The sequence below is a fragment of the Streptomyces sp. NPDC004284 genome (genome assembly GCF_042874035.1).
In the GTDB taxonomy this organism is placed as follows: domain Bacteria; phylum Actinomycetota; class Actinomycetes; order Streptomycetales; family Streptomycetaceae; genus Streptomyces.
This window is the reverse complement of sequence record NZ_JBIAMJ010000007.1, coordinates 123,653-142,971: the sequence shown is the minus strand read 5'-3', so window position 1 is coordinate 142,971 and position 19,319 is coordinate 123,653. Positions and strand designations below refer to the sequence as shown.

Below are 19,319 nucleotides of genomic sequence, written 5' to 3'. Positions count from 1 at the left end.
CCGTACAGCCGGATCAGGCCGAAGCCGGCGGATACAGGCTCCGCGGCAGCTCCGACGCGGCGGCCGCGTCGAGCAGCCACAGCGTCCGCGAGCGGCCGTGGGCACCGGCCGCCGGGGCCTGCACCTCGCCCGCGCCCGACAGCGCGATCGCCGCGGCCTTCGCCTTGTCCTCGCCGGCCGCGAGCAGCCAGACCTCCTTCGCCGCCCGGATCGCCGGGAGCGTCAGCGAGACGCGGACCGGCGGCGGCTTCGGCGCGCCGTGCACCCCGACCACCGTCCGCTCGGTCTCACGGACCGCCGGCGACTCGGGGAAGAGCGAGGCCACATGGGTGTCCGGGCCGACGCCCAGCATCAGCACGTCGAAGGTCGGCACCCCGCCGTGGTCGCCGGGACCCGCGGCGGCGGCCAGCTCCGCCGCGTACGCGGCCGCGGCGGCGTCGACGTCACCGCCGTACGGCCCGTCCGAGGCCGGCATGGCGTGCACCCGCGCCGGGTCGAGCGGCACCCGGTCGAGCAGCGCCTCCCGGGCCTGGGTGACGTTCCGCTCGGGGTCGCCCTCGGGCAGGAACCGCTCGTCGCCCCACCACAGGTCGAGCCGCGACCAGTCGATCGCGTCCCGCGCGGGCGCCGAACCGAGCGCCGCGAGCAGGCCGTTGCCGTTGCGTCCGCCGGTCAGCACGACCGAGGCGGAGCCGCGGGCGGCCTGGGCGTCCACGATCCGGGTGATCAGCCGGGCCGCGGCGGCCTCGGCCATCAGCTCCTTGTCGCGGTGGACGACCAGCTGAGGGGCGCTCACTTGGCCGCCGCCTTCTTGGCCGGGGTCTTCGCCGGGGCCTTCTTCGCGGCGGGCTGGGGGACCGCCGGAGCCTCCTCGACGACGACGGTCTCCGCCACGGTCTCGGCCACGACCTCGACCGGCTCGGGCGCGGTCGTCGCCGCCTCCTCGTCCAGCCGCTCCAGACCGAACCTGAGCGCCGTCGCGTAGGTGTCGTCCGGGTCGAGCCGGCGCAGCTCCTCCGCGATCAGCTCGGACGTCTCGCGGCGCTTGAGCGCCACGGCACGGTCCGGCTGGCCCTGTATCGACAGCGTGGCGAGCGAGCCGTCCGGCCGGTCGAGCACGATCGGGCCGGCGTTGGTCTCCATCCGTACGGAGGTGAGACCGGGGCCCCCCGACTTCGAGCGCCGCACGGGCACCTTCAGCCGGTCGGCCAGCCACATGGCGAGCAGCTCGACGCTCGGGTTGAACTCCTCGCCCTCCACCACGGCCGAGGTGACCTCGCACACGACCTGGTCGAGCGCGGCGGCGAGCATCGAACGCCACGGGGTGATCCGGGTCCACGAGAGGTCCGTGTCGCCCGGGGTGTACGCGTCCGCGCGCGCGGTCAGCTCCTGGATGGGCTGCTCGGCGGCGTACGTGTCGGTCACCCGGCGCTGGGCGAGCGCGCCCAGCGGGTCGTTCGCCGGGTCGGACGGCGCGTTCACCGGCCACCAGACGACGACGGGGGCGTCCGGGAGGAGCAGCGGCAGCACCACCGACTGGGCGTGGTCGACGACCTCGCCGTACAGCCGGAGCACCACCGTCTCGCCGGTGCTGGCGTCGGCGCCGAGGCGGACCTCGGCGTCGAGCCGCGCCGTGGCGCGGTCCCGCGGGGTGCGCGAGACCCGCTTGATGACGACGAGGGTCCGCGAGGGGTGCTCGCGGGACGCCTCGTTGGCCGCCTTGAGCGCGTCGTAGGCGTTCTCCTCGTCGGTGACGATGACGAGGGTGAGCACCATGCCGACGGCCGGCGTGCCGATCGCCCGCCGCCCGAGCACCAGCGCCTTGTTGATCTTGGAGGACGTGGTGTCCGTCAGGTCGGTCTTCATGGCCGGCGCCAGCTCCTGCCGTCTCGTGCGAGCATCTCGTCCGCCTCGACCGGACCCCAGGTCCCGGACTCGTACTGCGCGGGCTTGCCGTGCGTGTCCCAGAACTGCTCGATCGGGTCGAGGATCTTCCAGGACAGCTCGACCTCCTCCACGCGCGGGAAGAGGTTGGAGTCGCCGAGCAGGACGTCGAGGATGAGCCGCTCGTACGCCTCGGGGCTGGACTCGGTGAAGGACTCGCCGTAGGCGAAGTCCATCGACACGTCCCGGATCTCCATCTGGGTGCCGGGCACCTTGGAGCCGAACCGCACCGTCACGCCCTCGTCCGGCTGGACGCGGATCACGATGGCGTTGCGGCCGAGCTCCTCGGTCGCGGTGTGGTCGAAGGGGGAGTGCGGGGCGCGCTGGAAGACGACCGCGATCTCGGTGACGCGGCGGCCCAGGCGCTTGCCGGTCCGCAGGTAGAACGGGACGCCCGCCCAGCGGCGGTTGTCGATCTCCACCTTGATGGCCGCGTAGGTGTCGGTCTTCGACTGCGGGTCGATGCCGTCTTCCTGGAGGTAGCCGACGGCCTTCGCGCCGCCCTGCCACCCGGCCGCGTACTGGCCGCGGACCGTGGACTTGCCCAGGTCCTTGGGCAGCTTCACCGCGCCGAGGACCTTGGTCTTCTCGGCGGCCAGCGCGTCGGCGTCGAAGGAGGCGGGCTCCTCCATCGCGGTCAGCGCGAGCAGCTGGAGCAGGTGGTTCTGGATGACGTCACGGGCGGCGCCGATGCCGTCGTAGTAGCCGGCACGGCCGCCGATGCCGATGTCCTCGGCCATGGTGATCTGCACGTGGTCGACGTACGACCGGTTCCAGATCGGCTCGAAGAGGGTGTTGGCGAAGCGGAGCGCCAGGATGTTCTGGACGGTCTCCTTGCCGAGGTAGTGGTCGATCCGGAAGACCGCCTCGGGCGGGAAGACCTCGTGGACGACCTCGTTGAGCTCCTTGGCGGAGACCAGGTCGTGGCCGAAGGGCTTCTCGATGACCGCACGGCGCCACGAGCCGTTCTTCTGGTCCGCCAGGCCGTGCTTCTTGAGCTGCTGCACGACCAGGGGGAAGAACTTCGGCGGCACGGACAGGTAGAAGGCGAAGTTGCCTCCGGTGCCCTGGGCCTTGTCCAGCTCCTCGATGGTGTTCTTCAGCTGCTCGAAGGCGTTGTCGTCGTCGAAGTCGCCCTGGACGAAGCGCATCCCCTGGATGAGCTGCTGCCACACCTCCTCGCGGAACGGGGTGCGGGCGTGCTGCTTGACCGCGTCGTGGACCTCCTGTGCGAAGTCCTCGTCCGCCCACTCGCGGCGGGCGAAGCCGATGAGCGAGAAGCCCGGCGGCAGCAGGCCGCGATTGGCCAGGTCGTAGACGGCGGGCATCAGCTTCTTACGGGACAAATCGCCCGTGACGCCGAAGATCACCAGACCCGACGGTCCCGCGATGCGCGGGAGCCGTCGGTCTGCGGCGTCACGGAGCGGGTTGGCTCCGTGGACTGCGCTCAAAGTGCTTACGCCTCCGAAGATCCGCGGCGCGCGAGCTCCGCCTCGGTGGACTTGAGCAGGTCGTTCCAGGACGCCTCGAACTTCTCGACGCCCTCGTCCTCCAGGAGCTGGACGACGTCGTCGTAGCTGATGCCCAGCTTCTCGACGGCCGCCAGCTCGGCCCGCGACTGCTCGTACGTGCCGCGGATGGTGTCGCCGGTGACCTCGCCGTGGTCGGCGGTGGCCTCCAGGGTGGCCTCCGGCATGGTGTTCACCGTGCCGGGCGCGACCAGGTCCACGACGTACAGCGTGTCCTTGTACGCCGGGTCCTTGACGCCGGTCGAGGCCCACAGCGGACGCTGCTTGTTGGCCTGCGCCTTGTCGAGGGCGGCCCAGCGGTCCGAGGAGAAGACCTCCTCGTACGCCTCGTAGGCCAGACGGGCGTTGGCCAGGGCGGCCTTGCCCTTGAGCGCCTTGGCCTCGTCGGTGCCGATGCCGTCCAGGCGCTTGTCGATCTCCGTGTCCACGCGGGACACGAAGAAGGACGCCACCGAATGGATCTTCGACAGGTCGAGGCCGCGCTCGCGGGCCTTCTCCAGACCCGCCAGGTAGGCGTCCATGACCGCGCGGTAGCGCTCCAGCGAGAAGATCAGCGTCACGTTGACGCTGATGCCGAGGCCGATGACCTCGGTGATCGCCGGCAGACCCGCCTTGGTGGCCGGGATCTTGATCAGGGTGTTGGGGCGGTCCACCAGCCAGGCCAGCTGCTTGGCCTCGGCGATGGTGGCGGCCGTCTCGTGGGCGAGACGGGGGTCGACCTCGATGGAGACCCGGCCGTCCTGGCCGTCGGTCGCGTCGAAGACCGGCCGCAGGATGTCGGCGGCGTCACGGACGTCCGCCGTCGTGATCATGCGGATGGCCTCGTCGACGGTCACCTTGCGGGCGGCGAGGTCCACGAGCTGCTGCTCGTAACCGTCACCCGACGAGATGGCCTTCTGGAAGATCGACGGGTTCGTGGTCACACCGACCACGTGGCTCTGGTCGATGAGCTCGGCCAGGTTGCCGGACGTGATCCGCTTGCGCGAGAGGTCGTCCAGCCAGATCGCGACGCCTTCGTCGGAGAGGCGCTTGAGAGCGTCTGTCATGAGAATTGCATCTCCATTAAGTCGTACGTATTCGCGTCAGCGCGCGACGGCGTCGAGAGATTCCCGCGCGGCGGCGACGATCGCCTCCGGCGTGAAACCGAACTCGCGGAAGAGGACCTTCGCGTCCGCCGACGCACCGAAGTGCTCCAGGGAGACGATCCGGCCGGCGTCACCGACGTACTTGTGCCAGGTGAGACCGATGCCGGCCTCGACCGCGACCCGGGCCTTGACCGACGGCGGCAGGACCGAGTCCTTGTACGCCTGGTCCTGCTCCTCGAACCACTCCACGGACGGCATCGAGACCACACGGGTCGGGACGCCGGCGGCCTGGAGCTGCTCACGGGCCTCGACGGCCAGGTGCACCTCGGAGCCCGTGCCGATCAGCACGACCTGGGCGTCGCCGCCTTCGGCGTCGAACAGCACGTAGCCGCCCTTGACCGTGTCCTCGTTCGGCGCGTACGTCGGCACGCCCTGGCGGGTGAGCGCGAGGCCGTGCGGGGCGCCCTTGCCGAAGACCTTGGTGTGCCGCTGCATGATCTCGCGCCAGGCGATCGCCGTCTCGTTGGCGTCGGCCGGGCGGACCACGTTCAGACCCGGGATCGCGCGCAGCGAGGCCAGGTGCTCCACCGGCTGGTGCGTCGGGCCGTCCTCGCCCAGACCGATCGAGTCGTGCGTCCAGACGTACGTCACGGGCAGGTGCATCAGCGCGGACAGGCGCACCGCGTTGCGCATGTAGTCGGAGAACACCAGGAAGGTGCCGCCGTAGATGCGCGTGTTGCCGTGCAGCGCGATGCCGTTCATCTCCGCGGCCATGGAGTGCTCGCGGATGCCGAAGTGGATCGTGCGGCCGTACTTGTCGGCCTCCGGCAGCGGGTTGCCCTCGGGCAGGAACGACGAGTCCTTGTCGATCGTCGTGTTGTTCGAGCCGGCGAGGTCGGCCGAGCCGCCCCACAGCTCCGGGATGACCGAGCCGAGCGCCTTGAGGACCTGGCCCGAGGCGGCACGGGTGGCGACGCCCTTGCCCGGCTCGAAGACCGGGAGCTTCTCGGCCCAGCCGGCGGGCAGCTCGTTCGCCTGGATGCGGTCGAACTCGGCGGCGCGCTCCGGGTTGGCCGTACGCCACTCGGCGAGGTGCTTCTCCCACGCGGCGCGGGCCTCGCGGCCGCGGTCGCCGAGGGCGCGGGTGTGCGCGATGACCTCGTCGGTGACCTCGAAGGTCTGCTCCGGGTCGAAGCCCAGGACCCGCTTGGTGGCCGCGATCTCCTCGTCGCCGAGCGCCGAGCCGTGCGCGGCCTCGGTGTTCTGCGCGTTCGGCGCGGGCCAGGCGATGATCGAGCGCATCGCGATGAACGACGGACGCTCGGTCTCGGCCTCGGCGGCCTTGATCGCCGCGTACAGCGCGGCCGGGTCCAGGTCGCCGTTGGCCTGCGGCTCGACGCGCTGGACGTGCCAGCCGTACGCCTCGTACCGCTTCATCGTGTCCTCGGACACGGCCGTCTCGGTGTCGCCCTCGATCGAGATGTGGTTGTCGTCCCACAGCAGGATCAGGTTGCCGAGCTTCTGGTGGCCGGCGAGCGAGGACGCCTCCGCGGAGATGCCCTCCTGGAGGCAGCCGTCACCGGCGATCACGTAGATCCGGTGGTCGAACGGCGACGTGCCGGCGGCGGCCTCCGGGTCGAACAGACCGCGCTCGTAGCGGGCGGCCATCGCCATGCCCACGGCGTTGGCGACACCCTGGCCCAGCGGGCCCGTGGTGGTCTCGACGCCGGCGGTGTGGCCGTACTCCGGGTGGCCGGGGGTCTTCGAGCCCCAGGTGCGGAAGGACTTCAGGTCGTCCAGTTCGAGACCGAAGCCACCCAGGTACAGCTGGGTGTAGAGGGTCAGGGACGAGTGCCCGGCGGAGAGGACGAACCGGTCACGCCCGACCCACTCGGGGTCGGCGGGGTCGTGCCGCATCACCTTCTGGAAGAGGGTGTACGCGGCGGGCGCCAGGCTCATCGCCGTACCGGGATGGCCGTTGCCGACCTTCTGTACGGCGTCCGCGGCCAGGATGCGGGCGGTGTCGACGGCCCGCTGGTCCAACTCGGTCCACTCGAGGTCTGTGGTGGTCGGCTTAGTGCTCACCCTGGGTCAGGGCTCCTCTCCACATGTCTTGAGCCGGTGACTGAGGGTGTACCGGCGTTGTCGAGCCTACCCCCGCGGAACGCCCCTCTTTTCGTGTCCATGCCCCTCAAATGAGCGGAGAAATGCATGCACACAGCAAGACTGCCGGTGGTCGGGGGGGTTCGCCTCCCGAGGCGCGCCCGGACCCGCCCGAGAACCGTGTCCACCCCTTGGGACGTACCGCGCCAACACGACCCCACCCCCGCGAAGATCGGCGTCTGGGCAACGTCTACAGTGGCGTGGTACGCGCAAGCTTTACCCCGTCTTCACTCGGGGAGCTTGCTGGGAATTTCTCTGTCAGGGGTGTGCGTGACGGCCGTCGAGTCCCGACCCGCAGGGGTCGTCTTGACTCCCAGCCCGGGGGGCCATCGGCCGTTCGGGGCCCGCGTCAAGGCATTCGTGGCGCTGACCAAGCCGCGGATCATCGAACTGCTGCTCATCACGACCGTTCCGGTGATGTTCCTCGCCGAGCAGGGCGTGCCCGACCTGTGGCTGGTGCTCGCCACCTGCTTCGGCGGCTACCTCTCCGCGGGCGGCGCCAACGCGCTGAACATGTACATCGACCGGGACATCGACGCACTGATGGACCGCACGTCCCAGCGCCCGCTCGTCACCGGCGTGCTCACCCCGCGCGAGGGCCTGGTCTTCGGACTCACCCTCGCCGTGGTCTCCACGCTCTGGTTCGGGCTGCTCGTCAACTGGCTGTCCGCGGCCCTCTCGCTCGGCGCGCTCCTCTTCTACGTCGTGGTCTACACGATGATCCTCAAGCGGCGCACCGCCCAGAACATCGTCTGGGGCGGCATCGCCGGCTGTCTGCCGGTGCTCATCGGCTGGTCGGCCGTGACGAACTCGATGTCGTGGGCCGCGGTCATCCTCTTCCTCGTCATCTTCTTCTGGACGCCGCCGCACTACTGGCCGCTGTCGATGAAGGTGAAGGACGACTACGCACGCGCGGGCGTGCCCATGCTGCCGGTCCTCGCCTCCAACAAGGTCGTCGCCAAGCAGATCGTGGCCTACAGCTGGATCATGGTCGCCGTCTCCCTGCTGCTCACCCCGCTCGGCTACACCGGCTGGTTCTACACCGCCGTGGCGCTGCTCACCGGCGGCTGGTGGCTCTGGGAGGCGCACGCGCTCCTCAACCGCGCCAAGGCGGAGGTGACGGGCGCCAAGCTCAAGGAGATGCGCCTCTTCCACTGGTCCATCACCTATGTCTCGCTGCTCTTCGTGGCGGTCGCGGTGGATCCCTTCCTCCGCTAGCGCTCAGATGATCAGACCGGTCCGACGGCCGGGTCACGTGGGATAGGCCACGTGACCCGGCCGTCGCCGTTCGTTCTACCGCTCGGTAGCATCCGTGTCATGGCAGAAACGAAGCAGGAAGAGCGCAGGGCGGCCAGGCTCGCCAAGGAGATCCAGGCCTTCTCCAAGGCGCACGGCGGCGCCGAGGGACACCTCGCGCACATCGGCCAGGCGGGCACCCGGATCGTCCTGGTCGGCACGGACGGCGGCTGGGGCGACCTCGTCGCGAAGTCGTACGCGATCGCGCAGCAGGCCGCCGAGAAGGCCGGCCTGACCCTCCACGAGGAGTTCGACGGCGAGTTCGCCGCCAAGGTCACCACCGGTCCGTACGAGTGGACCCGGATGGCCGGCATCCAGGTCGGCGGCCCCTCCAACGGCTGACGACAGCTGAGGACGGCTGACGACGGCTGACGAAAGCTGACGACGGCTGAAGACAGCTGACGACGGCTGAGGCAACAACCTCGCGCGGGGCTCACCCGTTAGGACGTGTGGAGACACGTCCACACAGGGAGCCCCCCCGAGATGATCGACACGCCGAACCTGGTGGACCAGTACTGCCACGGGGTGCTCCGTACGGAGCTGGGCCTCGGCACCTTCGAGGCCCAGCTCGGCGCCCATCTGGGCGGGGGCGGCGCGCCGCCCGCCGCCGGCACCACCTTCTTCGACACCCAGACCGGCTTCGCGGTGCGCCGCTGGTGCCCGCCGCTCCTCGGCCTGGAACCGCACTGCCCGCCCGCCCGCTATCTCGCCCGCCGCCGGGAACTCGGTGCCGCCGAGGCGGGTCGCCGGCTCCTCCGCGCCTCCGGGATCTCCACCTATCTGGTCGACACCGGGCTCCCGGGCGACCTCACCCGCCCCGCCGAGCTCGGCGCCGCGGGTGCCGCCGAGGCCCATGAGATCGTCCGCCTCGAACCCCTCGCCGAACGGGTCGCCGACACCTCCGGCACCGTCGAGGCCTTCCTCGCCGACCTCGCCGAGGCCGTCCACGGGGCCGCCGCCGACGCCGTCGCGTTCAGTTCGGCCTCCGGGGTACGGGGCGGGCCCGCGGCCCTGCCCGCACCGCCGGGCCCCGGAGAGGTGCGCGGGGCCGCCGGGCGCTGGCTCGCCGCCCGCGCGGCCGGCGGCCGGCTCACCGACCCCGTCCTGCTGCGTCATCTGCTGTGGATCGCGGTGACCGCCGGGCGCCCCCTCCAGCTGCACACGGAGGATCCGGCCGCCCTGGACGGCTTCGCCGCCGCCACCACGGGCCTCGGCGCCGACCTGGTGCTGCTGCACCGCTACCCGCACCACCGCGCGGCCGCCCACCTCACCGGACTCCACCCGCACGTGTACGCCGACCTCGGCCCGGTCCTCGCCCACACGGGCGCCCGGGCCGCCGCCGTCCTCGCCGAGGTCCTGGAGCGCGCGCCGTTCGGCAAGCTGCTCTTCTCCAGCGGCGCCCAGGGGCTCCCCGAGCTCCACGTGGTCGCGGCCGGCACCTTCCGCTCGGCGCTCGCCCGGGTCCTCGGGGAGTGGGTCATGGACGGCGCCTGGTCCCGTACGGACGCGCAGCGGGTGGCCGCGATGATCGCGGCGGACAACGCGAAACGGGTCTACCGGCTCGCGGGGAGTCGGTAGACCCGTCGGGATCCGGGATCCGGGATCCGGGATTCTGGATCCGGGATTCTGGATTCGGATCCTGGATCCAAAATCCGAATCCAGGATTTTGGATCCAGAAGCCGTCAGGCCTTCGCCAGTTCCGGGTCCGCCTGGGCCGGGATCCCGGGCATATCGAGCGGGCGCTCGCGCAGGCTCAGGGCCAGGCGCAGGACCGCGATCCACATCAGCGAGGAGCCGAGCATGTGGGCGGCGACCAGGAGCTCGGGGACGCCGGTGAAGTACTGGACGTAGCCGATGACGCCCTGGCCGAGCAGCACGATCAGCAGGTCGCGGGCGCGGGCGCGGGTGTCGTCCGGGGCGTCCACGACGCGGAGGACGAGCCACATGGCGAGGGCGAGGGCGCAGACGATCCAGGCGGCGATGGCGTGGACGTGGGCGGCGTTCGTCCAGTCCCACGGCATGCGCGGGACGTCGCTGCTGTCGCCGGCGTGCTTGCCGGCGCCCGTCACCGTCGTGCCGAGCATGATCAGCAGGGCGGAGACGATCGTGATCGCCCAGGACAGCTTGCGGACCGGGCGCGGTACGCGGGGCCGGGGGGCGGTGTCGCCCTCGCCGGTGCGGTGCCAGGTGATGACGGCGACCGTGAGGAGGGAGTTCGCGGCGAGGAAGTGACCGGCCACGGTCCACGGGTTGAGGCCCATCCACACCGTGATGCCGCCGATGACGGCGTTGCTCATCACGATCCAGAACTGGGCCCAGGCCCAGCGGGTCAGACCGCGGCGCCACGGCTTGGTGGACCGGGCCGCGATGATCGCCCAGCCGACGGCGGCCGACAGGACGTAGGTCAGCATCCGGTTGCCGAACTCGACGTAGCCGTGGAAGCCCTGCTCGGCGGTGACGATCAGGCTGTCGTCCGTGCACTTCGGCCAGGTGTCGCAGCCGAGGCCGGAGCCGGTCAGCCGGACCGCGCCGCCGGTCACGATGATCAGCACGCTCATCACGACGGCGGAGAGCGCGGCGCGCCGGAGCGTCCGGGGGGACGGGGTCCAGCGCTGGGCGATGAAGGCGAGGGGCGTTTGCACGGGCCCTATCGTAGGCGGGGGCTTGTGCACGCTTTCACGAGGGGTGGGTACGGGGCGAGTCGCCGCGAACCGTCACGTACCGACTACTCCCAGCGGAAGAACCTCGCCGCCGCCCCGAGCCCCAGGACCGCCCAGACGGCCAGGATTCCCGCGTCGCCCCACGGCATCGAGGCCCCGTCCCTGAGGACGTCGCGCAGGCCGTCGGAGAGCGCCGAGATCGGGAGCAGCGCGAGCACGTCGCCCGCGGCGCCGAACTTCTCCAGCGGGACGATGACCCCGCCGCCCACCAGGAGCAGCAGGAAGACCAGGTTCGCGGCGGCGAGGGTGGCCTCGGCCTTGAGGGTGCCGGCCATCAGCAGGCCGAGCCCGGAGAAGGCGGCCGTGCCGAGGACCAGGAGCAGCAGGACGGACAGGGGGTCGCCCTGCGGCGACCAGCCGAGTGCCAGGGCGATCACCGTCAGGAGGACGACCTGGAGGACCTCGGTGACCAGCACCGACAGGGTCTTCGCGGTCATCAGCGCCCAGCGGGGCAGCGGCGAGGCGCCGAGCCGCTTGAGCACCCCGTACCGCCGCTCGAAGCCGGTCGCGATGGCCTGCCCGGTGAAGGCGGTGGACATCACGGCGAGCGCGAGGACGCCCGGGGCGAGGAAGTCGACGGCCTTCCCGGCACCGGTGTCGACGACGTCGACCGTCGAGAAGAGCACCAGGAGGAGGGAGGGGATGATCACCGTCAGGAGCAGCTGCTCGCCGTTGCGCAGCAGCATCCTGGTCTCCAGGGCGGTCTGCGCGGCGATCATCCGCCCGACGGGGGCGGCCCCCGGCTTCGGGGAGTAGGTACCGGTGCTCACGACCGCAGCTCCTTGCCGGTCAGTTCGAGAAAGACGTCTTCGAGGGTGTGGCGTTCGACGGAGATGCCGTCGGGCATGACGCCGTGCTGGGCGCACCAGGTGGTGACCGTGGCGAGCAGCTGCGGGTCGACGGTGCCGGTGATGCGGTACGTGCCGGGCAGCGGTTCCGCGGCGGCCGAGCCGTCCGGCAGCGCCTTGAGCAGGGAGCCGAGGTCGAGTCCGGGGCGCCCGGTGAAGCGCAGGGTGTTCTCGGCGCCGCCCCGGCACAGCTCGTCGGGGCTGCCCTGGGCGACGACCCGGCCGGCGTCGACGATGGCGACGTCGTCGGCGAGCTCCTCCGCCTCGTGCATGAAGTGGGTGGTGAGGACGACGGTGACGCCGTCGGCGCGCAGCTCGCGGACGAGGTCCCAGGTGGCGCGGCGGGCCTGCGGGTCGAGTCCGGCGGTGGGCTCGTCGAGGAAGACGAGCTCGGGGCGGCCGACGACGGCCATGGCGAGCGCGAGGCGCTGCTGCTGGCCGCCGGAGAGGCGCCGGTAGGTCGTGCGGCCGCAGGAGTCGAGGCCGAGCCGCTCGATCAGGGCGTCCACGTCGAGGGGGTGGGCGTGCAGCTTCGCCATGTGGCGGAGCATCTCCTCGGCGCGGGCGCCGGAGTAGACGCCGCCGGACTGGAGCATCACGCCGATCCTGGGGCGCAGGGCGTCGGCGTCGGCGACCGGGTCGAGGCCGAGGACGCGGACGGTGCCCCCGTCGGGCCTGCGGTATCCCTCGCAGGTCTCGATGGTGGTGGTCTTGCCGGCCCCGTTGGGGCCGAGGACGGCGGTGACGGTGCCCGCGCGCACGTCGAGGTCGAGGCCGTCGACGGCGGTCTTGGCGCCGTACCGCTTGACCAGGCCGCGGACGCGGACGGCGGTGTCGGCGGATTCACTCGGTGAGGGCTTCCCGTGCATGCCGGGAAGTCTAAGGACCCGCCGGTACGGGACGGGCCGCGCCCCCGGCGGGGGGCCCGGGACGGAGCCGGGCGGCGCCGGATGAACGGCCGCGGACGGGGCAGGGGATCCGTATGACGGTCTTCGTGGGCACTTCGGGGTGGCAGTACAAGGACTGGCGGGGCACGTTCTATCCCGAGGGCGTGCCGCAGCGGCTCTGGCTGGAGGAGTACGCGCGCCGGTTCGCCACCGTGGAGAACAACAGCGCCTTCTACGGGCTGCCCGAGCGCGACACCTTCGCCACCTGGCGGAAGCGGACGCCCGAGGGCTTCGTGATGGCGGTCAAGGCGAACCGCCGGCTGACGCACGTCGAGCGGCTGCGGGAGCCGGAGGGGATGGTGGCGCGGCTGATGGAGCGGGCGGAGGGGCTCGGGGACCGGCTCGGGCCCGTCCTGCTCCAGTTCCCGCCGTCGCTGCGGGCCGACCCCGGGCTGCTCGACGCGGTCCTCGCCTGCTTCCCGGCGGGGGTGCGGGTCGCCGTCGAGCCCCGGCACGCCTCGTGGTGGACGGACCGGACCGAGTCGGTGCTGGTGGGGCGGGGTGCCGCGCTCTGCTGGGCGGACCGGCGGTCGAGGCCGGTGACGCCGCTGTGGCGGACGGCGGACTGGTGCTATCTGCGGCTGCACGAGGGCCGGGCCCGGCCCTGGCCCGCGTACGGCCGCCGGGCGCTGGAGGGGTGGGCCGGGCGGATCGTGGAGGGCTGGCCGGAGGGGGCCGACGCGTACGTCTATTTCAACAACGATCCGGGCGTGGAGGCGGTCCGTGACGCGGCCTCCTTCCGGCGTCTGATGAGCGAGGCGGGCCGGACGACGGCCGTACCGGCCGAGCCGGTCGAGGGCTGGGAAACCGCTGGCCGAGGCGGTCGTGACGCATCCCGCCAATGATCGTTTCCGCAGGTCAGGTAAGCCTTACCTGAGTGATGCACGACATCGTCACCGGTCAGGACGCCGCTTGTCACTCCCCGATTAATTACGCAACAATGGCGTTGTGAAAAACGTTGGCGCGGCTCCGGTGGAGGAACTCGCGACCCGAGAGCGTTCCACGCGCAACCGGGTCGCGCGCTCGATCCTGGATCACGGCCCGTCGACCGTCGCCGACCTGGCCGGACGGCTCCGCCTCACCCAGGCCGCCGTCCGTCGCCACCTCGACTCGCTGGTCGCCGAGAACGTCGTCGAAGCCCGCGAGCAGCGCGTCTACGGGACCCGGTCCCGCGGGCGCCCCGCGAAGGTCTTCGCGCTCACCGACTGCGGCCGGGACGCCTTCGACCAGTCGTACGACTCCCTCGCCGTCGAGGCGCTCCGCTGGATCGAGCGCAACGCCGGGGGAGAGGCGGCCGTCGCCGCCTTCGCCCGCGACCGGATCGAGGCCCAGGCAGGGGCGTACCGTGAGGCCGTCGCCTCGGCGGAGCCCGCCCAGCGGACCGAGGCCCTGGCCAAGGCCCTCACGGCGGACGGGTACGCTGCCACTGCGCGGAACGCGCCGGTCGGCGAGCAGCTCTGCCAACACCACTGCCCGGTCGCCCACGTCGCCGAGCAGTACCCCCAGCTGTGCGAGGCGGAGACGGAATTCTTCTCCCGCCTCTTGGGAACGCACGTCCAGCGTCTGGCCACCATCGCGCATGGTGACGGCGTCTGCACCACGTTCATCCCGCACGGCGCCCCACAGACCACCGAATCAGCATCCGCAAGCACGGCCGGGAGGAACCCCGCATGACCACCGAGATCAGCCACCCCGAGCTCGAGGGCCTGGGTCGGTACGAGTACGGCTGGGCCGACTCCGACGCGGCCGGCGCCGCGGCCAAGCGCGGACTGAACGAGGACGTCGTCCGCGACATCTCCGCGAAGAAGAACGAGCCCGAGTGGATGCTGAAGCTCCGCCTCAAGGGTCTGCGCCTCTTCGACAAGAAGCCCATGCCGACCTGGGGCTCCGACCTCTCGGGCATCGACTTCGACAACATCAAGTACTTCGTGCGGTCCACCGAGAAGCAGGCCGAGTCCTGGGAGGACCTGCCGGAGGACATCAAGAACACGTACGACAAGCTCGGCATCCCGGAGGCGGAGAAGCAGCGCCTCGTCGCCGGTGTCGCCGCCCAGTACGAGTCCGAGGTCGTCTACCACCAGATCCGCGAGGACCTGGAGGAGCAGGGCGTCATCTTCGTCGACACCGACACCGCGCTGAAGGAGCACGAGGAGCTCTTCAAGGAGTACTTCGGCACCGTCATCCCGGTCGGCGACAACAAGTTCGCCTCCCTGAACACGGCCGTCTGGTCCGGCGGCTCGTTCATCTACGTGCCGAAGGGCGTGCACGTCGAGATCCCGCTCCAGGCCTACTTCCGCATCAACACGGAGAACATGGGCCAGTTCGAGCGGACGCTGATCATCGTCGACGAGGACGCCTACGTCCACTACGTCGAGGGCTGCACCGCCCCGATCTACTCCTCCGACTCGCTGCACTCCGCGGTCGTCGAGATCATCGTGAAGAAGGGCGGCCGCTGCCGCTACACGACCATCCAGAACTGGTCGAACAACGTCTACAACCTGGTGACCAAGCGCGCCGTCGCCTACGAGGGCGCCACCATGGAGTGGGTCGACGGCAACATCGGCTCCAAGGTCACCATGAAGTACCCGGCCGTCTACCTCATGGGCGAGCACGCCAAGGGCGAGACCCTCTCCATCGCCTTCGCGGGCGAGGGCCAGCACCAGGACGCCGGCGCCAAGATGGTCCACATGGCCCCGAACACCTCCTCCAACATCGTCTCCAAGTCGGTGGCGCGAGGCGGCGGCCGCACCTCCTACCGCGGTCTCATCGAGATCGGCGAGGGTGCCCCGGGCGCCAAGTCCAACGTCCTCTGCGACGCGCTGCTCGTCGACACGATCTCCCGCTCCGACACGTACCCCTACGTGGACGTGCGCGAGGACGACGTCTCCATGGGCCACGAGGCCACCGTCTCCAAGGTCTCCGAGGACCAGCTCTTCTACCTGATGAGCCGCGGCCTCACCGAGTTCGAGGCCATGGCGATGATCGTCCGCGGCTTCGTCGAGCCCATCGCCAAGGAGCTCCCGATGGAGTACGCCCTGGAGCTCAACCGGCTGATCGAGCTGCAGATGGAAGGCGCGGTGGGCTAGAGCGCCCCGCAGACCAGGCAAACGACCCGGGCTCAGTCGCTGAGCCCCGCGAGTCCGCCGCACGACGGCAGGTTCCCGGCCGGCGCCGCAAGGCGCCCGGCCGGACCGGCCCACCGCACGGGGCGGGCCCGTAAGACGAGGCAGGAAGAGAGCAAGACGACAGCCATGGCTGAGGCTCAGAACATCCCGGCGGGTTCCACCACCGCCGGCTCGATCGCGGTGGCCGCCGAGTCCACCGTCGCCACGCGCATGAGCGCGCCCCCGTCCTTCGACGTCGCGGACTTCCCCGTCCCGCACGGCCGCGAGGAGGAGTGGCGGTTCACCCCGCTGGCGCGACTGCGCGGCCTCCACGACGGCACCGCCGTCGCCTCCGGCGAGGGCGTCAAGGTCGAGGTCGAGGCCCCCGAGGGCGTCACCGTGGAGACCGTCGGCCGCGACGACGAGCGCCTCGGCAGGGCCGGCACGCCCGTCGACCGCGTCGCCGCCCAGGCGTACTCCTCCTTCGAGAAGGCCTCGGTCGTCACCGTCGCCAAGGAGGCGGTGCTCACCGAGCCGATCCGCATCTCCGTGCACGGCCAGGGCGGCGTCGCCTTCGGCCACCAGGTCATCGAGCTCGGCGCCTTCGCCGAGGCCGTCGTGGTCATCGACCACACCGGTGACGCCGTGCTCGCCGCCAACGTGGACTACGTCCTCGGCGACGGCGCCAAGCTGACCGTCGTCTCCGTCCAGGACTGGGACGAGAAGGCCGTCCACGTCGCCCAGCACAACGCGCTGGTCGGCCGCGACGCCTCCTTCAAGTCGGTCGTCGTCACCTTCGGCGGCGACGTCGTCCGCATCCACCCGCGCGTGCGGTACGCGGCCCCCGGCGGCGAGGCCGAGCTCTTCGGCCTGTACTTCACCGACGCCGGCCAGCACCAGGAGCACCGCCTCCTGGTCGACCACAACACCCCGCACTGCAAGTCCAACGTGGCCTACAAGGGCGCGCTGCAGGGCCAGGACGCGCACGCCGTCTGGATCGGCGACGTGCTCATCCAGGCCGCCGCCGAGGGCACCGACACGTACGAGCTCAACCGGAACCTGGTCCTCACGGACGGCGCCCGGGTCGACTCCGTGCCGAACCTGGAGATCGAGACCGGCGAGATCGCCGGCGCCGGTCACGCCTCGGCCACCGGCCGCTTCGACGACGAGCAGCTCTTCTACCTGATGGCCCGCGGCATCCCGGAGGCCGAGGCCCGCCGCCTCGTCGTCCGCGGCTTCTTCGCGGAGCTCGTCCAGCAGATCGGTCTGCCGGACGTCCAGGAGCGACTCCTCGCCAAGATCGAGGCCGAGCTGGAGGCCTCCGTCTGATGGCTTTCGTACGAGTCTGCGCGCTGAGCGAGCTGGAGGCCGACACCCCGAAGCGGGTCGAGGTCGACGGCACGCCGGTGTCGGTCGTGCACACCGAGGGCGAGGTGTTCGCGATCAACGACATCTGCTCGCACGCGAACGTCTCCCTCTCGGAGGGCGAGGTCGAGGACTGCGCGATCGAGTGCTGGCTGCACGGCTCCAGCTTCGACCTGCGCACCGGCAAGCCCTCCGGCCTTCCCGCGACGCGCCCCGTCCCCGTATACCCCGTAAAGATCGAAGGGGACGATGTGCTCGTCTCCGTCACCCAGGAGTCCTGAGTCACCCATGGCTACGCTTGAAATCCACGACCTGCACGTCTCCGTCGAGGCGGAGAACGGCCCCCGCGAGATCCTCAAGGGCGTCGACCTGACCATCAAGCAGGGCGAGACCCACGCCGTCATGGGCCCCAACGGCTCCGGCAAGTCGACCCTGGCGTACTCGCTGGCCGGCCACCCGAAGTACACGGTCACCGGCGGCACCGTCACCCTCGACGGCGAGGACGTCCTGGAGATGTCGGTCGACGAGCGCGCCCGCGCCGGCGTCTTCCTGGCCATGCAGTACCCGGTCGAGGTTCCCGGCGTCTCGGTCTCCAACTTCCTGCGCACCTCCGCCACCGCCGTCCGCGGCGAGGCGCCCAAGCTGCGCACCTGGGTGAAGGAGGTCAAGTCCGCGATGGAGCAGCTCCAGATGGACCCGGCCTTCGCCGAGCGCAACGTCAACGAGGGCTTCTCCGGCGGTGAGAAGAAGCGCCACGAGATCCTCCAGCTGGAGCTCCTCAAGCCGAAGATCGCGATCCTCGACGAGACCGACTCCGGCCTCGACGTCGACGCCCTGCGCATCGTCTCCGAGGGCGTCAACCGCGTCCGCGAGACCGGTGAGGTCGGCACCCTGCTGATCACCCACTACACGCGCATCCTGCGCTACATCAAGCCCGACTTCGTCCACGTGTTCGCGAACGGCCGCATCGTCGAGTCCGGCGGCGCCGAGCTCGCCGACGTGCTGGAGAACGAGGGCTACGACAAGTACGTGAAGGGTGGCGCATCCGCGTGACTTCCGCCCATCAGGGGCTGACAGGCCTCCTCGACACCGAGGCGATCCGCAAGGACTTCCCGCTCCTGGATCGCGTGGTCCACGACGGCAAGAAGATCGTGTACCTCGACTCCGCGGCGACCTCGCAGAAGCCGCGGCAGGTCCTCGACGCGCTCAACACGTACTACGAGCGTCACAACGCCAACGTCCACCGCGGCGTCTACACGGTGGCCGAGGAGGCGACGGCGCTCTACGAAGGCGCCCGTGACAAGATCGCGGCCTTCATCAACGCGCCGAGCCGCGACGAGGTGATCTTCACCAAGAACGCCTCCGAGTCGCTCAACCTCGTGGCCAACATGCTGGGCTGGGCCGACGAGCCCTACCGCGTGGACCACGAGACCGAGATCGCCATCACCGAGATGGAGCACCACTCCAACATCGTGCCGTGGCAGCTGCTCGCGCAGCGCACGGGCGCGAAGCTGAAGTGGTTCGGCCTCACCGACGACGGCCGTCTCGACCTCTCGAACATCGAGGAGGTCATCACCGAGAAGACCAAGATCGTCTCGTTCACGCTGGTCTCGAACCTGCTGGGCACGATCAACCCGGTGGAGACGATCATCCGTCGCGCCCAGGAGGTCGGTGCGCTCGTCTGCATCGACGCCTCCCAGGCGGCCCCGCACATGGTCCTGGACGTGCAGGCGCTCCAGGCCGACTTCGTGGCCTTCACCGGCCACAAGATGTGCGGCCCGACCGGCATCGGCGTGCTGTGGGGACGCGCGGGACTCCTGGAGGACCTCCCGCCCTTCCTCGGCGGCGGCGAGATGATCGAGACCGTCTCGATGCACTCCTCGACGTACGCGCCGGCCCCGCACAAGTTCGAGGCGGGTACGCCCCCGATCGCCCAGGCCGTCGGCCTCGGCGCGGCCGTGGACTACCTGTCGGCGATCGGCATGGAGAACATCGCGCGCCACGAGCACGCGATCACCGAGTACGCCGTCCGGCGCCTCCAGGAGGTGCCCGACCTGCGGATCATCGGCCCCACCACGGCCGAGGACCGCGGCGCGGCGATCTCCTTCACGCTGGGCGACATCCACCCGCACGACGTGGGCCAGGTCCTCGACGAGCAGGGCATCGCGGTCCGGGTCGGCCACCACTGCGCGCGGCCGGTCTGCCTGCGGTACGGAATTCCCGCGACCACGCGAGCGTCGTTCTATCTGTACTCCACTCCGGCCGAGGTCGATGCCCTGGTCGAGGGGCTGGAGCACGTCCGTAACTTCTTCGGCTAG

18 protein-coding genes are annotated in these 19,319 nt (G+C 70.8%); 10 read left to right on the top strand and 8 right to left on the bottom strand.

The window, feature by feature from the left end; translation table 11 throughout:
• Positions 1-13 precede the first annotated feature (13 nt).
• From pgl to tkt, 5 genes are read right to left on the bottom strand one after another with little or no spacing between them, the layout of a single operon-like run.
• Positions 14-796, bottom strand: a complete 783-nt coding sequence (gene pgl, locus ACFYUS_RS19950; RefSeq protein WP_388853389.1) for a 6-phosphogluconolactonase — start codon at positions 794-796, stop codon at positions 14-16.
• Complete coding sequence (gene opcA, locus ACFYUS_RS19945) at positions 793-1,866, bottom strand: glucose-6-phosphate dehydrogenase assembly protein OpcA (RefSeq protein ID WP_388853387.1); 1,074 nt, start codon at positions 1,864-1,866, stop codon at positions 793-795. Before opcA ends, pgl begins: the two co-directional genes overlap by 4 nt.
• Positions 1,863-3,395 (bottom strand): glucose-6-phosphate dehydrogenase, encoded by a 1,533-nt coding sequence (gene zwf / locus ACFYUS_RS19940; protein WP_388853384.1) that lies wholly within the window; start codon positions 3,393-3,395, stop codon positions 1,863-1,865. Before zwf ends, opcA begins: the two co-directional genes overlap by 4 nt.
• A gap of 5 nt (positions 3,396-3,400) precedes the next feature.
• Positions 3,401-4,519, bottom strand: a complete 1,119-nt coding sequence (gene tal / locus ACFYUS_RS19935) for a transaldolase (RefSeq protein WP_388853381.1) — start codon at positions 4,517-4,519, stop codon at positions 3,401-3,403.
• A 36-nt stretch (positions 4,520-4,555) separates the two neighbouring features.
• A complete protein-coding gene (gene tkt / locus ACFYUS_RS19930; protein ID WP_388853378.1) occupies positions 4,556-6,643 on the bottom strand; it encodes a transketolase in 2,088 nt (695 codons plus the stop codon).
• Between the two features lie 348 nt (positions 6,644-6,991).
• Here tkt and ACFYUS_RS19925 point away from each other — a divergent pair, with 348 nt between their 5' ends.
• From ACFYUS_RS19925 to ACFYUS_RS19915, 3 genes are all read left to right on the top strand, one after another.
• Entirely contained in the window at positions 6,992-7,939 is a 948-nt protein-coding gene (locus ACFYUS_RS19925; RefSeq protein WP_388853375.1) for a heme o synthase, read from the top strand.
• A 99-nt stretch (positions 7,940-8,038) separates the two neighbouring features.
• Entirely contained in the window at positions 8,039-8,359 is a 321-nt protein-coding gene (locus ACFYUS_RS19920; RefSeq protein WP_388853372.1) for a hypothetical protein, read from the top strand.
• A 141-nt stretch (positions 8,360-8,500) separates the two neighbouring features.
• Entirely contained in the window at positions 8,501-9,595 is a 1,095-nt protein-coding gene (locus ACFYUS_RS19915) for an amidohydrolase (RefSeq protein WP_388853369.1), read from the top strand.
• A gap of 104 nt (positions 9,596-9,699) precedes the next feature.
• Here ACFYUS_RS19915 and ACFYUS_RS19910 read toward each other — a convergent pair whose 3' ends face one another.
• From ACFYUS_RS19910 to ACFYUS_RS19900, 3 genes are read right to left on the bottom strand one after another with little or no spacing between them, the layout of a single operon-like run.
• Positions 9,700-10,689 (bottom strand): heme A synthase, encoded by a 990-nt coding sequence (locus tag ACFYUS_RS19910; RefSeq protein WP_388853366.1) that lies wholly within the window; start codon positions 10,687-10,689, stop codon positions 9,700-9,702.
• 53 nt (positions 10,690-10,742) lie between these two features.
• Positions 10,743-11,507 (bottom strand): ABC transporter permease, encoded by a 765-nt coding sequence (locus tag ACFYUS_RS19905; protein ID WP_388853363.1) that lies wholly within the window; start codon positions 11,505-11,507, stop codon positions 10,743-10,745.
• Positions 11,504-12,454 (bottom strand): ABC transporter ATP-binding protein, encoded by a 951-nt coding sequence (locus ACFYUS_RS19900; protein ID WP_388853360.1) that lies wholly within the window; start codon positions 12,452-12,454, stop codon positions 11,504-11,506. Before ACFYUS_RS19900 ends, ACFYUS_RS19905 begins: the two co-directional genes overlap by 4 nt.
• 113 nt (positions 12,455-12,567) lie before the next feature.
• On the opposite strand from ACFYUS_RS19900, the gene ACFYUS_RS19895 reads away from it, so the two are divergent.
• From ACFYUS_RS19895 to ACFYUS_RS19865, 7 genes are all read left to right on the top strand, one after another.
• Positions 12,568-13,377, top strand: coding sequence for a DUF72 domain-containing protein (locus ACFYUS_RS19895; RefSeq protein WP_388853356.1), 810 nt, complete (start codon positions 12,568-12,570; stop codon positions 13,375-13,377).
• A 103-nt stretch (positions 13,378-13,480) separates the two neighbouring features.
• Complete coding sequence (locus ACFYUS_RS19890) at positions 13,481-14,206, top strand: helix-turn-helix transcriptional regulator (RefSeq protein WP_388853353.1); 726 nt, start codon at positions 13,481-13,483, stop codon at positions 14,204-14,206.
• Entirely contained in the window at positions 14,203-15,618 is a 1,416-nt protein-coding gene (sufB, locus tag ACFYUS_RS19885) for a Fe-S cluster assembly protein SufB (protein WP_041128639.1), read from the top strand. The genes ACFYUS_RS19890 and sufB overlap by 4 nt, the downstream gene beginning before the upstream one ends.
• Before the next feature lie 165 nt (positions 15,619-15,783).
• Positions 15,784-16,965, top strand: coding sequence for a Fe-S cluster assembly protein SufD (gene sufD, locus ACFYUS_RS19880; RefSeq protein ID WP_388853349.1), 1,182 nt, complete (start codon positions 15,784-15,786; stop codon positions 16,963-16,965).
• A complete protein-coding gene (locus ACFYUS_RS19875; RefSeq protein ID WP_030322524.1) occupies positions 16,965-17,282 on the top strand; it encodes a bifunctional 3-phenylpropionate/cinnamic acid dioxygenase ferredoxin subunit in 318 nt (105 codons plus the stop codon). Before sufD ends, ACFYUS_RS19875 begins: the two co-directional genes overlap by 1 nt.
• Before the next feature lie 7 nt (positions 17,283-17,289).
• Complete coding sequence (gene sufC / locus ACFYUS_RS19870; RefSeq protein ID WP_388853346.1) at positions 17,290-18,054, top strand: Fe-S cluster assembly ATPase SufC; 765 nt, start codon at positions 17,290-17,292, stop codon at positions 18,052-18,054.
• Positions 18,051-19,319 carry a cysteine desulfurase gene (locus ACFYUS_RS19865; RefSeq protein ID WP_388853343.1) on the top strand — a complete coding sequence of 423 codons (1,269 nt, stop codon included), beginning with the start codon at positions 18,051-18,053 and terminating at the stop codon, positions 19,317-19,319. Before sufC ends, ACFYUS_RS19865 begins: the two co-directional genes overlap by 4 nt.

Excerpts from the sequence above, each read along its gene's own strand:
- opcA (WP_388853387.1), bottom strand. The coding sequence starts at position 1,866 with ATGAAGACCGACCTGACGGACACCACGTCCTCCAAGATCAACAAGGCG.
- tal (WP_388853381.1), bottom strand. The coding sequence starts at position 4,519 with ATGACAGACGCTCTCAAGCGCCTCTCCGACGAAGGCGTCGCGATCTGG.
- ACFYUS_RS19920 (WP_388853372.1), top strand. The coding sequence starts at position 8,039 with ATGGCAGAAACGAAGCAGGAAGAGCGCAGGGCGGCCAGGCTCGCCAAG.
- ACFYUS_RS19915 (WP_388853369.1), top strand. The coding sequence starts at position 8,501 with ATGATCGACACGCCGAACCTGGTGGACCAGTACTGCCACGGGGTGCTC.
- ACFYUS_RS19900 (WP_388853360.1), bottom strand. The coding sequence starts at position 12,454 with ATGCACGGGAAGCCCTCACCGAGTGAATCCGCCGACACCGCCGTCCGC.
- ACFYUS_RS19895 (WP_388853356.1), top strand. The coding sequence starts at position 12,568 with ATGACGGTCTTCGTGGGCACTTCGGGGTGGCAGTACAAGGACTGGCGG.
- sufB (WP_041128639.1), top strand. The coding sequence starts at position 14,203 with ATGACCACCGAGATCAGCCACCCCGAGCTCGAGGGCCTGGGTCGGTAC.
- sufD (WP_388853349.1), top strand. The coding sequence starts at position 15,784 with ATGGCTGAGGCTCAGAACATCCCGGCGGGTTCCACCACCGCCGGCTCG.
- ACFYUS_RS19875 (WP_030322524.1), top strand. The coding sequence starts at position 16,965 with ATGGCTTTCGTACGAGTCTGCGCGCTGAGCGAGCTGGAGGCCGACACC.
- sufC (WP_388853346.1), top strand. The coding sequence starts at position 17,290 with ATGGCTACGCTTGAAATCCACGACCTGCACGTCTCCGTCGAGGCGGAG.